This window comes from Bacillus sp. CHD6a (genome assembly GCF_001293645.1).
Lineage (GTDB): Bacteria > Bacillota > Bacilli > Bacillales > Bacillaceae_I > Sutcliffiella_A.
The window spans coordinates 74316-87865 of sequence record NZ_LBMD01000003.1 but is presented as its reverse complement, the minus strand read 5'-3'; the positions used below and the strand labels follow the sequence as shown (position 1 = coordinate 87865).

Annotated in this window: 12 protein-coding genes; 8 read left to right on the top strand and 4 right to left on the bottom strand. The window is 33.8% G+C overall.

Annotated features, from left to right (window positions below):
* Window positions 1-43 precede the first annotated feature (43 nt).
* The 8 genes from AAV98_RS05055 (at window position 44) to AAV98_RS05020 (ending at window position 9462) form a co-directional block, all read left to right on the top strand.
* Window positions 44-1105, top strand: a complete 1062-nt coding sequence (locus AAV98_RS05055) for an MraY family glycosyltransferase (RefSeq protein WP_060664482.1) — start codon at window positions 44-46, stop codon at window positions 1103-1105.
* A gap of 109 nt (window positions 1106-1214) precedes the next feature.
* A complete protein-coding gene (locus AAV98_RS05050) occupies window positions 1215-2225 on the top strand; it encodes a glycosyltransferase family 4 protein (RefSeq protein ID WP_060664481.1) in 1011 nt (336 codons plus the stop codon).
* 144 nt (window positions 2226-2369) lie between these two features.
* A complete protein-coding gene (locus AAV98_RS05045) occupies window positions 2370-3479 on the top strand; it encodes a DegT/DnrJ/EryC1/StrS family aminotransferase (RefSeq protein WP_060664480.1) in 1110 nt (369 codons plus the stop codon).
* 64 nt (window positions 3480-3543) lie between these two features.
* Window positions 3544-4296, top strand: coding sequence for a hypothetical protein (locus AAV98_RS05040; protein ID WP_060664479.1), 753 nt, complete (start codon window positions 3544-3546; stop codon window positions 4294-4296).
* Window positions 4289-5299, top strand: coding sequence for a Gfo/Idh/MocA family protein (locus tag AAV98_RS05035; protein ID WP_060664478.1), 1011 nt, complete (start codon window positions 4289-4291; stop codon window positions 5297-5299). The genes AAV98_RS05040 and AAV98_RS05035 overlap by 8 nt, the downstream gene beginning before the upstream one ends.
* A gap of 14 nt (window positions 5300-5313) precedes the next feature.
* Complete coding sequence (locus AAV98_RS05030) at window positions 5314-6627, top strand: nucleotide sugar dehydrogenase (RefSeq protein ID WP_060664477.1); 1314 nt, start codon at window positions 5314-5316, stop codon at window positions 6625-6627.
* Between the two features lie 38 nt (window positions 6628-6665).
* Complete coding sequence (locus tag AAV98_RS05025; RefSeq protein WP_060664476.1) at window positions 6666-8087, top strand: lipopolysaccharide biosynthesis protein; 1422 nt, start codon at window positions 6666-6668, stop codon at window positions 8085-8087.
* Between the two features lie 10 nt (window positions 8088-8097).
* Window positions 8098-9462, top strand: coding sequence for an O-antigen polymerase (locus AAV98_RS05020; RefSeq protein ID WP_060664475.1), 1365 nt, complete (start codon window positions 8098-8100; stop codon window positions 9460-9462).
* An 85-nt stretch (window positions 9463-9547) separates the two neighbouring features.
* Here the strand turns inward: AAV98_RS05020 and AAV98_RS05015 are convergent, their stop codons facing one another.
* The 4 genes from AAV98_RS05015 to AAV98_RS05000 form a co-directional block, all read right to left on the bottom strand.
* The gene (locus AAV98_RS05015; RefSeq protein WP_060664474.1) at window positions 9548-11077 is read right to left on the bottom strand and encodes a SpoIID/LytB domain-containing protein; all 1530 of its coding nucleotides are present in this window, start codon (window positions 11075-11077) and stop codon (window positions 9548-9550) included.
* A 1-nt stretch (window position 11078) separates the two neighbouring features.
* On the bottom strand, window positions 11079-11735 hold the full coding sequence (locus AAV98_RS20525; protein ID WP_060664473.1) for a hypothetical protein: 657 nt from the start codon (window positions 11733-11735) through the stop codon (window positions 11079-11081).
* Window positions 11736-11867: 132 nt separating this feature from the next.
* Window positions 11868-12836: an LCP family protein gene (locus AAV98_RS05005; RefSeq protein WP_060664472.1), complete on the bottom strand. Its 969-nt coding sequence runs from the start codon at window positions 12834-12836 to the stop codon at window positions 11868-11870.
* Between the two features lie 19 nt (window positions 12837-12855).
* The gene (locus AAV98_RS05000) at window positions 12856-13494 is read right to left on the bottom strand and encodes a YigZ family protein (protein ID WP_060664471.1); all 639 of its coding nucleotides are present in this window, start codon (window positions 13492-13494) and stop codon (window positions 12856-12858) included.
* Window positions 13495-13550 lie beyond the last annotated feature (56 nt).

Here is a 13550-nt window from a genome sequence, read left to right as displayed (position 1 = left end):
GATTATGGAAAAATACCTTTAGAAAGTAAAGGGGACAAAAATAATGTATGTAAATATCATCCTTGCTTTTCTTGCAGCGTTTGCTTCAGCTTTATTGGTTACACCACTAGTTATTAAATTTGCTTTCTTTATAGGGGCAACAGATAAACCTAACGTTAGAAAAGTACATCAAAAAATAATGCCTAGACTAGGTGGATTGGCAATTTTTTTAAGTGTTGCAGTAGGCTATGTTGTAGCTGGATTGTACGATCAAAAGGTTACGGCAATTACGGTGGCGGGTATAATTATTGTTATCACAGGGATACTTGATGATAAATTTGAGTTGTCACCAAAGTCTAAACTAACGGGGCAATTTATAGCTTCTTTATTAATTGTAATGAGTGGGTTGACCATTCAAAATATCTATATACCTTTTATTGGGGATGTGTTACTAGGATATCTATCCATACCAATTACGATTTTATGGATTATCGCTATAACAAATGCAATTAATCTAATTGATGGTTTAGATGGTTTGGCGGCTGGCGTCTCTGCAATTGCAATAGCAACAATTGCTGTTATGGCATTTATGAACGGCAAAATGTTAATCCTGACTTTATCCCTAATTGTTTTAGGTAGTATATTAGGCTTCTTGTTCTACAATTTTAATCCAGCGAAAATTTTTATGGGAGACACGGGTGCATTGTTCTTAGGTTATTGTATTTCCGTTCTTTCCTTATTAGGATTATATAAAAGTGTTACTCTATTCAGCTTCATAGTGCCGATCTTGATTTTGGGATTACCAATTTTTGATACCATATTTGCTATTCTTAGACGCGTTGCAAACAAAAAACCGATTTCTTCTCCGGATAAAGGTCACTTGCATCATCGACTGATTTCACTAGGGATGTCACATAGAAGAGCCGTGTTGTCAATGTATTGCTTAAGTATTTTCTTCAGCTTTGTTGCTCTGATGGTTTCTTCTTCAACAATATGGGGAGCAATTGTGATTACTCTGATATTATTAGTCCTTCTTCAGTTACTTGCTGAGTTAGTAGGTCTAGTAAATCAAAACTATAAGCCGATGATTAATATGTATAAGGTGTTAAGAAAGAAATATCGTTAAAACAAAAAACGTTGACAATGTCAACGTTTTTTGTTTTTGATTCAAGTTTTAATTTTTCTCCAAATCATTGCACATAATATAGATGATTACTGACTCAAGGAGAAAAAAGATGAATATTAGTGAATTAGTTAGTGTTTTTTTAATATGCTTTATGACGGTATTACTTGTAACTCCTTTAGTAATAAAGATAGCTCTGAAATTAGGTGTAACAGATAAACCGGACCAAAGAAAAGTTCATCAAAAATTAATGCCCAGGCTTGGCGGTTTAGCTATTTTTGCTGGATTGACTATTGGCTATCTTATTAGTGACTTGGATGAATATCACATCAGTTCTATAAGCTTCGCTCTTATAATAATTGTTATTACTGGTATATTGGATGATGCTTTTCAAATATCAGCTCTGAAAAAACTGTTTGGGCAAATATTAGCATCTTTAATTATCATTCAAAGTGGGCTATTAATAGAATTTTTATATGTTCCTTTTTTTGGAACGCTACAATTGTTGGACATTTCAAGCTACATAATTACTTTTATTTGGATAATTGTAATTACCAATGCTTTAAATTTAATTGATGGCTTAGATGGGCTGGCTGCAGGTGTCTCTTGTGTAATACTTATTACCATATTAGGATCTGCAATTAGTAATGAAAAAGTATTAATTAGTACATTAGCTGTTATTATACTTGGTAGTACACTAGGTTTTTTACCTTATAATTTTAACCCTGCTAAAATTTTCATGGGAGATACGGGTTCTTTACTCCTGGGTTTTAGTATAGCTGTTATATCTTTGTTAGGAATGTATAAAAGTGTCGCTCTGTTTAATATTACGGTTACCACTTTGATTTTAGGCGTCCCTGTTTTTGACACAGTACTAGCTATTATCAGGCGTCTAATTACAAAAAAACCGATTACTCAGCCCGATAAAAAACACCTACACCACCAAATTCTATCTTTAGGTTTCTCCCATAGGAATACCGTCTTGCTTATTTATTGTATAAGTTCAATTTTCAGTATTTTAGCGTTATTTTTGAATAGAGATTATTTTAGTGTAGTGTTTTTTATTACCATAATTATTGGAATAACCGGAAGTATCTTTACGTTTTATAGTTTAAAGAATTAAGAAAAAGGAATATTATAAATAAAATAAGTGATAATCACTTAATAATATTGTAAAATAAGAGTTGTTTTTGTTAGAATTTGTCGTTAGTATATGTGTTATTATATACAAGTGATAATATTTTTTATTTTAAGGAGACGAATTTACATGAAGGTTTCTATGTTAGATTTATCCGAACAATACTCATCCATTAAAGATGAGGTTATGGTTAAATTAGATGAGGTCATGAGTTCCTCGCAATTCATTTTAGGAAAAAACGTAAAGCAGTTAGAAGAAAGTGTTGCTGCTTATTCAAACGTAAAATATGGAGTAGGTGTAGGAAATGGTAGTGATGCCATACATATCTCTTTACAAGCTTGTGGAGTAAAAGAAGGAGATGAAGTCATTACAACTCCTTTTACTTTTTTTGCTACAGCAGGGGCAATTGCTAGAGTAGGGGCAAAACCAGTTTTTGTTGATATTGATCCAGTTACTTTTAATATTGATCCTGCAAATATAGAAAGTGCTATTACTGATAAAACAAAAGCAATCATCCCGGTGCATCTGTATGGACAAATGGCAGACATGCAACCAATTAGAGAAATTGCAGATAAACACAATTTGTTTGTCATTGAAGATGCCGCTCAAGCAATAGGTTCTAAGTATCAAGGTAAATCTGTCGGAGAATTAGGTGATACGGCAACTTATAGTTTTTTCCCAACTAAGAACTTGGGAGCTTATGGAGATGCAGGAATGATTGTGACAAATAATGAAGATATTGCTGATAAAATGAAGGTAATACGTGTTCACGGAAGTAAGCCTAAATATTACCATCATGTTTTAGGTTACAATAGCCGTTTAGATGAAATGCAAGCGGCCATCTTGAATGTTAAATTTCCTCATCTTGATGATTGGAGCAATAAGCGAAGAGAGCTAGCTGAGAATTACACATCACTAATCAAGGAGTCTGTAGAGTCCATTACCACTCCAATTGAAAAAGAAGGAAATCATCACGTTTTCCACCAGTACACACTTAGAGTAGAAAGACGAGACGAGTTGCAAGCATTTCTAAAAGAAAATGGAGTGGCATCTATGGTTTATTATCCACTTCCACTTCATATCCAACCAGTATTCAGTGAATTAGGTTACAAAAAAGGTGATTTCCCACATTCCGAAAAAGCAGCGGAAGAAGCGTTATCTTTACCTATGTTCCCTGAACTTAAGTTGGAACAACAACAGTATGTTGTTAAAATGATCCGTGAATTCTATAACAAATAACTAATCGTATTTCTCCCTTCTTATAGGGAGAAATTCTTTTGTACATAATGTAGGAGGTACATTCATGGAAGAAACAAAGGAACGCTATGTTCTATTCGAATTTCTAGAATACTTTTGGAAAAAGAAGTGGATTTTCGTCGTGTTGCCATTAACCCTTGCAATCATTGCATTTGGGGTAACGAAGCTGACAGAGGAAAGGCCTTATACTGCTCAGAAGACGGTTTATTTGGGTAGTGATAGTAAACAATATTTCTCTAATAAAGAATTAGTTTTGAATGACTATAAAAAGTTTGTAGATGAGAATTTGCGAAATGGATTCGATATGAACCCTACAAATAATAGCGTTGTTTTTAGTTTAACAAATGGTTCAGAAGAAGGCTTGAAAGGGCAGATAGATAACGCTGTTGATAATTTTTTTCAAGACCTAGTAGACGCAGCTGAAAAAACTAAGAGTTTTAAACAGGCTTATATAGATGAACTTGAAGAAGAAAAAGAATCAAATTATAATCGTTTAGAATTCCTGAATAAAAAACTCGATAGTGAAAATACGAATGCAGTAACTATTAATAAGATCCTCGAGGAAAAATATATTGTTGAAGAACTCAATTTGGAGTATTCAAATTTAGTGACGATGGAGAAACTTGAGTTAGATAATTTCGAAGATCCAAAGGCGCTAGACACTGTCGTAAGTCAACCAGACAGTAAACTTACAACAAATGTAGCCGCTGCCTTCATTTTCGGTTTATTCCTATCCTTACTTCTAGTAACACTTCTTAAGTACATCCAAGATGCAAAAAGGGGGAGAAGGTATGATTAATTTTGCCATAGTAGGAATAGGGCACATATCTAAAAAACATATGGACGCTATTGCTAATATAGAGGGTGCTCAGGTTGTAGCACTATGTGATAATAATGAAACGAGATTACAGGAATTTAAAGGACAATTTGAACTTTATAATGACCTAGAAACAATGTTAATGAAGCAAAAGGATATTGATGTTGTAAATATTTGTGTTCCATCAGGATTACATGCAAATATGACAAAAATCTGTGCCAAGTATAAAAAACATGTTGTAGCAGAGAAGCCAATGGCATTGAAATTAACTGATGCAGAAGAGATGATACAGGCTTGCGAAGAACATGGAGTAAAACTTGCTATTGTGCACCCAAACAGATACAGACCTGCATTTTTAGAATTGAGAAGACTGTTTGATGACAATATATTTGGAAAGATTAGCCATGCGAACGCAACTGTAAGATGGAATAGAAATGATGCTTATTATGCGCAAGCTCCTTGGAGAGGGACGAAAGAATTTGATGGTGGCGTTTTAATGAACCAAGCCATTCATGATTTGGATTTATTGCTTTGGTTTATGGGAGAGGTTGAATCTGTTCAAGCGATGGCTACCACTCGTTTAAGAAATATTGAGGCAGAGGATGTTGCAGCAGCTGTTGTTACATTTAAGAGTGGAGCACTCGGTATTATTGAAGCAGCAACCACTATTTATCCTAAAAACTTGGAAGAATCTCTGGCGATATTTGGTGAGAACGCATCGGTTAAGATTGGTGGGCAAAACGCGATTAACTTTGAAGTGTTAGAAGCTAAAGGGCTTGAAGAGGAAGAGAAAGTAGGAATCATTGAAAGAATTAAAAATGATCCTTTCGGAACGCCAGGACATCAACATATCATCGAAGATATGGTACTTTCGATTAATGAAGGGAAAGTTCCTACAGTAGATGGACAAGCTGGGATAGCTCCTGTAAGGTTAATATTAGCTATATTAGAGTCTGCAGAAACTGGTAAAAGAGTTTACCTATAAAGGAGATAACGATTATGAATTCAAAAGAAACATTGTTAAATAAAATAAATAATAAAGATGCTGTTATTGGAGTAGTAGGGTTAGGTTATGTTGGATTACCACTAGCGGTTGAAAAAGCTAAGGCTGGATATAAAGTTATTGGATTTGATGTGCAAGATAGCAGAGTTGCACAAGTAAACGAAGGTATTAACTACATTGGAGACGTAGTCGATCAGGAATTAAAAGAACTAGTTGATAGTGGTAAATTGGTGGCGACAACTGACTACTCAAAAATCGAAGAAGTCGATGCTGTAGCTATTTGTGTTCCAACACCATTAGATGTATATCAACAACCAGATACATCTTACGTTGAAAGTTCTACTAAAGAGATTGCAAAGTACGCACACGAAGGCATGCTTGTTGTACTAGAATCTACAACTTATCCTGGAACAACAGAAGAAATTGTAGTTCCAGCATTAGAACAAGCTGGATTAACTGTTGGTGAGTCAGTATTTGTTGCCTACTCTCCTGAAAGAGTTGATCCAGGTAATAAGTTTTATAATACTAAAAACACGCCTAAAGTAGTAGGAGGAGTTTCTCCAAACTGTACGGAAATTGCTGCTACACTTTATAGAGCAGTACTTGAAGGGGAAGTACATCAAGTTTCCAGTCCTGCTGTAGCAGAAATGGAGAAAATATACGAAAATACCTTCAGACATATTAATATTGCATTGGCAAACGAAATGGCAATTTTATGTGAAAAGATGGGGATTGATGTTTGGGAAGTAATTGATGCAGCTAAAACCAAGCCTTATGGATTCATGGCATTTTACCCTGGACCAGGATTAGGTGGGCATTGTATTCCTATTGACCCATTCTATTTAACATACAAAGCAAGAGAATTTAACTACCATACAAAGTTAATTGAACTTGCTGGTGAAATCAATAACTCTATGCCAGATTTCGTTGTGGACAGAGTTATGTATGCACTAAATGAAAGATCTAAAGCTTTACGCGGTTCAAACATTCTTGTAATAGGAGTTGCTTATAAAAAGGATATTGATGATGTGAGAGAATCACCTTCATTACCTATTATGTCTAGATTAAGAAAAGAGGGCGCGGACTTAACGATTATTGATCCATTTGTAAGTTCTTTCAAATTGGATGGAGAAGTTATTGAACCTGTAGAATTAAGCGAAGACTTACTTAAAAAAGCAGATATAACGCTTATTTTAACTGATCATACAAACATTAATTATGAGATGATTAGCAAACATAGCAATGTAGTATTTGATACACGAAACGCAATGAAAGATGTAGAAAAGCCAGAAAACTACTTTAAATTGTAGGCAACAATTTTCTACACTTTCTTAGGAGTGTTAATTTCTTGTTAAGTCACCTAAAACGATTAGGAGGGGATTCCCTCCTTTATGCATTAATGAATGTAGGAACAAAGTTAATAGCGTTTTTAATGCTACCAATTTACACAACCTACCTTTCTCCAACAGAAATGGGAGTGTTTGAAAATGTTGATGCTCTCATTTCAATTTTAATATTTGTTGTTATTTTTGGTACTGATAACGCACTGGCTTACTATTTTTATAAGACAGATGATGAGAAAGAAAAGTTAGAGCTGTTCCAATCTGCTCTTTATTTTAGAGCCGCTATCGCAATGGGTATTAACATCCTATTTATCCTTTTCGGTGAAATGATATCTAACTCCTTATTCGGAACACCTGATTATAAATACATCTTTTACCTAGCGGGAACTGTTCTAATAATTGAGTCAATCATTACTCTAATATTGACTTACTATAGGTTTGAATTTAAAAGCAAGAAAGTAGTTATCACCACTGTAATAAAATTAGCACTTGTTGCAATACTATCTTATGTTTTTCTAAAATATTTTGATCTACAGGTAGAATCAATTTATTGGGGAAGACTAATCAGTGTAGTAGTAATTGTATTAATTTTGTTTCCTTCTTTAATAAGAATGTCCACTTTTAAATTAAATAAGGAAATCCTGAAGAAATTATTAATTTATGGTGCCCCTTTAGTTCCGGCATCTATAGCTTTCTGGGTCATAACATTCTCCAACAGGTTTTTCTTAACAATGTTTGAATCTTTAAGTAGCGTAGGAATTTACGGTGTAGCAATAAAATTTGCAACAGTTATTAGTCTTTTAACATCAAGCGTTCAAATGGCTTGGAGACCTTATTCCATGTCTATAAAAGACAATCCGAATGCAAAGCAAATATACTCTACTTTATTTCTTTTAATATTAATTATTGGTATGACAGGTTTAATGGGAATAGCAACAATAATCCCATATGTTATGGATTTTATGATTAAAGATCCTGCTTATGCAGAAGCTAGTAAATATATTGCAGTTCTGAGTTTAGGTTCTTTTTTAAGTTTTTACTATTTGATTATTTCCATAGGCCTCTTCTTTAATAAGAAGACAGGAGTTATATCTGTATATGTAGGGATTTCAGCTGTTATTAGTGTAATATTAAACATATTACTAATACCGCTATTCTCCATATGGGGAGCAGTTACCGCTCTGATCGTATCCTATTTGTTTGTGAATGTTATTATTTTCATAAAAAGTCAAAAAGAATATTATATTCCGGTATCTATCTTGAAAATGATACTCTTGTTCTCAAGTGGTATATTTGGAATTCTAACTATACTATATATTCAAGAAAACAATGGTATAAGTAACTACTATATTGTTTTACCTTGGTTAATAAATCTCAGTATTACATTTTTTTCTATAAAAAATAATTTAGTTAGCATAAGAAAGTGAGGAAATAGCTATGCTTTATATAGTTTTATGGCTAATAACCCTCATTACATCTACATTTTTGTTCTATAAAGTATCCGGTAGTCTGTCTTTATTAAAGCCAAATCTAATAAGTATTACTTACTATTATTCATTATTAGTTTCAAGCTTTATTGGACCTTTACTAATTGTATTGAAGTTAGACAATAATTATATGATACATCGAATGCAGGACGATACTTATAGAATTATTGGGTTTTTGTGGCTATGCTACATTATGATAATAATCCCTCTTACAATGTTGATGTTATCAAGATGGGTTGGTTTTAATGCAAAAAAAGAGCTTGATTCATATTTAAAGGCCCCGATAACGACAGATTTAAGAGAGGGTAAAGATTATTTCTATATCTTTTCAATTCTAATGTTTCTCAGTATTTCAGCAATCATTTATATGATAATGCAACTGAATAATGTTCCATTGATAGCTGCACTTACAGGTGGGACAGATCTTGGGAGACTTAGAATCGAGGCATCCCATGGTTTTCAAGGGAATGTATTGTTTAAAAATATTTTTGCCTTGGGATTAACACCTATTTTATCGCTCATAGCATATGTTTATTATATAAAAACAAAATTGTTTAGATGGAAAATTTCTTTTATGCTAATGTTTGTGTTATCAATTTTTGTATCCATTTATGATTTACAAAAGGCACCGGTCTTTTTCTATATCTTAATGTTTATTTTAATTAAGTTATATATTGGTAAAATCAAACTTTCAATAAAAAAAGTAGCAATACTCGCCTCTGTTGGTATTATTTCCATAATAACCATGTATGTATTTATCCAAGGTGTCACAAATGTAAACCAATTCTTATCTTATAATTCAGGACCTATAGGTAGATTAATTCTGTCACAAATTGCACCTTTCTTCCTTCACTTAGAGCTATTTGGCAATCAAGTGGATTTCTTAAATGGGAGAAGTCTTCCAAATATTCTTCTGCAATTTTATGATTTAGAACACGTACGATCGGCGAGACTTGTTATGGAGCAGTATTTCCCAGATAAAGTACAAGAAGGAACGGCTGGAGTTTTAAATACTGTGTTTGCCGGTGAAGCATATGCGAACTTTGGATACTGGGGAATTCTGTTTGGAGCGATTTACCTTGGTGCATTTATTCAGGTTATGTACATTTTCTTCTTAAGAATGCCTAAAAATCCAGTTTTCATCAGCTTGTTTGCCTTCTTTACAGTCAATATCCCGAGAGTAGTAGTCGGAGGGTTTATGGACTTTATTTTTAATCCATTCTGGTTATTTGTCTTTAGTCTATTTTTATCTACCCTATTTTGTCTAAAAGTAAAACAAGAATTTCAAAGAATTTATTTTAAACAAGCTCATTAATGTCTTTTATGAAAACAAACGTAGTAAAAACCCCATTCGATGAAATGGGGTTTTTACTACGTTTGTTGTATAATTCCTTGGTCTTTTAATTTAAGTCATTAATTGCAGTACCACGATAGTAATGTTTAATAATTTTATCGTAGTTCCATCCATTGCTAGCATAGCCTTGTGCACCAAATTGACTCATCCCAATCCTATGTCCCCATCCTTTACCGGTAATGATAATGGATTGTGGATCTGTTTCTTTAGAGATATTAGCGCTGGGAAGTGCTATGGTGGCGCTTGATGTATTTAGAGTAGTAACACTATTCGCCAGTTGAACTTGTTGATTGTTTATGTTTAACTGATTCTTGGTAGTATTAGCCATTTGTATATTAAAAGGATGATTAATGGTCAGGTCAAACCAGTTACTTTTTAAAATGCCATAGGTATTACCATTACTAGTAGGAAAAAGTTTACGTATAGTCAACTCATTACCTGCTTTTCTAACATCACCATTACCAGTATGAAGTGTAACTGCCGATACTTCTCCATTCGCTCCGGTTTTTTCAATGCTAATGTTATGAATCGGAACATTTGTACTTTGTCCAAAACTAGATAATAATGTACTACTGTTAAATGTTTCTGTCCAACTACTATGAGGAGAGTCTTCAAAGGAATCTTCAACTGTCACAAGATAGGGAAAGCTACTTTGGCTGGTATTCCAGACGTCTCCAACATTTGCTGTTCTTCCTCCACTAGTAGAGAAAAAGAATGTTTCAATAACACTATTATTATATCTGACTACTTTTTTATTGGTTTCGTCTACCGCTTGATTTGTTCTGCTATGTTCAGATGTATATCCACGATAAACTTGGCTCGAGGTTGTATTAGTTAAAGGTCCTCTTGCATTTTTTACGTAAGCATAACTTCTTGCAGCAACAGCTTGTGCTTTTAAAGCTTCTAGGTGAAAAGAAGCAGGCATTTCATTTGGAAGAACACCTTTTAAATAGGATTGCATATCCAGCTTATTAATAAGTTGGCCACCATTTATTACTGCACTGCCCCTATATTTTCTTTCACTATTTGCGATAGTTGTATTAATTGTAGATAGGGAAGGAGCATTAATCAACTGAACATTATTGTTAGCAAGAATTGCCAGATTTTGACCATTTAAACTTTTAACAATATACCATACTCCTTGACTGTTATTGTGAGTGCTAATATATTCTGCTGCTTCTCCGTTTTCAAAGGTTGTTAAAATTTGCCCGGAAAGACTTGCGTCTCTTCGACCTACCGTGGAACCAGTGAATGTAACAATCTGAGAGTTGCCTGTCATCTCAATTATCTCAAAACCATTGCTTGATGTAAGGGTAACTGATCCAAAACTTGCTACCGAATTCCCAGAAGAGTTCGTAATAGTTACTAGTTGATATGGTTTAATAAATCGTTCGGAACTATTCTGTAGGTTTCTTATCTTATAAATTCCAGCCGGATTTATGTTAATTGTATTACTTTTAACTAGCTCCACAGTTACAGGATCAATATATTCTTTCTGTGAGAAATCTGCACTTGAATAGTCAACATTAATAAAGAAGAAAACTAAACATATGAAAAGTAATACCTTTTTTTTCATATTACCTAATCACCTCAGCAAAGTTAGCGCGTACAGCACCTACTTTTCCATCGCTCATTCTAACGATATACCATTTTTCTCCAGATGAAGGATTAACATAAGTACTTTCATATTTTAATGTTGATCCAACCGGTGCAGTTGTATAGATTGCATAAGAATCAGAAGCCCCTCTTCTTACTGGTGCAGGATTATTGAATACTACACTTTTAAATCCAGATTGTATTGGTGTAACAGATACTTGAGTGTTTTTACTTAATACTGCTCCTAATCTATTATCAGATAATCTAACAATATACCATTTTTCCCCATTTGTTGAATTAGTGAAGGTGCTATAGTATGTAACAATAGTGTTTGCAGGCACATCTAATAAACTGGCATACTGTGTACCTGCCCCTCTTCTAATTGCAGTTTGTTTAGTAGTTACAACACTTGAAACGTCTTGAATAGGGTTGCTTGGAGAAGGTGATCCAGAATCAAGTTCATTAACACGTGCTTCAAGCTGGGTAAGTCTCTGTTCGATTGGATTGATCTTACTTAATACCCATTCGACACTTGCTAAAACGACATTGCTGTTTGCATTTGCAGTAGATATAGAAATTGCACCAAATCCAAATCCAACTGAAAATACCAACATCACGATAAAAATTCTCTTTTTCAAAAAATTGACCCCCTAAAATTTTTACATTTTTCAATTACTAATTTTAACATAAAAAAACACTACTAAAATAGGTAATTTAGTAGTGTTTTGAAAAAAATGTTGAAATAAGGCAGAAATTTGTTCTAAGCGAGTCTATTCAATTTCTAAATGGTTTTTTAGTTCAATTTTAAGGTTAGCTAACGAGGTATCATCTGGCATATAATAGTAAATATCATCAATATACTCATCAGTTCCCTCTAAATCAAGACTATTAATGGAGGAAGCGCGGAAAGACGAATATTTTTGCTGAAAAGCTAGCACCTCATTAATTCTCATATTAGTTTCAACATTTTCTCCTACATCTTTTACAATATCGTTAACTTTTAGAAGGGTAGAAGGGGAATTAATTTCATCAATTAAAGCTTTCACAACTTGTTTTTGTCGCTCTGTTCTACCGATATCTCCTCTAGGGTCTTTCTTTCTCATTCTAGCGTAGGTTAATGCCTCATCACTATCTAATCTCATTTCTCCTTCTTCGAAGTAAATCTTTGTATCCCAATCTCCGTGTTTATAGTCCCAAAAATCAAAAGGAACATCAACAGTTACACCACCAACAGTGTCAATAATATTCAAAAAACCATCAAAATCTAATGTGACATAATAATCAATTGGTATTTCTAAAAAATCTTCTACAGTACTTACTGTCATATCTAATCCACCATAGGAATAAGCGTGGTTTATCTTGTCTCTAATGTCTTTTCCTGAAATATCTACAAGTGTATCCCTAGGAATGCTGAGTAAATTCATGGAAGCGTCATCAGGATTAAATGTAGCGACCATTATTGTATCTGATCTTCCACCCTTTCCACCACTTCCGTAATTTTCAATACCTAATATTAGTACGGTAAATGGCTCCTTCTTAATCTCTACAGGTTTTTCTCTGTATTTAGATTTTTCCCTATCTAAAGCCACATAAGAGTTGTTTGCTGCTTTTATTGTTTCATACACTGTATAACCAAAATAAAGGCCCAATAGAAGAAGTGGGATAGAAATAAAGAAAAAGATTTTTTTTATTACTCTCTTTTTCTTAGTTTTTTTATAGTCGGTTCTAGAATGTTTCATTAAAATAATTCTCCTCAAGTTAAATTATGACCAGTTTTTCCATATACGAAAAATCTCCAGGTGTCAATCTACAATCTCCATTTGTCAACTCAATTATCCACTCTTTAAATAGTGCTATCTCTTCTCTGTTTACATAAATTTCCAATTGGACTGAGTCTAAATATTGTGCCTGTTTTATTTCGTATCTAGATGTACGTATTGCATTCTCTATCTTCCCCAGTAATGTGTACTCGACTCTTGTATGCATAATTTGCACTAATTTTCGTTCTACCATTCCTGTTGCAGCAATTCCTTGTGAGGTAGCTTTGCCGTATGCACGAATAAGTCCTCCTGCACCTAGTTTAATGCCGCCGAAGTAGCGGGTAATTACAACTACAGTGTCTTTCAGATCTTTTTTCTTAAGGACTTCTAGGATGGGGACGCCTGCTGTGCCGCTTGGCTCTCCATCGTCATTTGCCTTTTGGATCTGGTTATTTTCTCCGATCATATAAGCAGAGCAGTTGTGGGTTGCAGCCCAGTGCTTCTTTTTTATCTCTTGGATGAAGCTTTGGGCTTCTTCTTCTGTTGTTGCTCGGGCAATGTGGGCGATAAATCTTGATTTTTGGATGTTTATTTCATGCTCTCCATGCCCTTTTACGGTATAGTAGTGAGATAGCAATCTGACAACTCTCCTTTAATGAATGGCACTTTTGTATGATTAGTCATACTTTATCT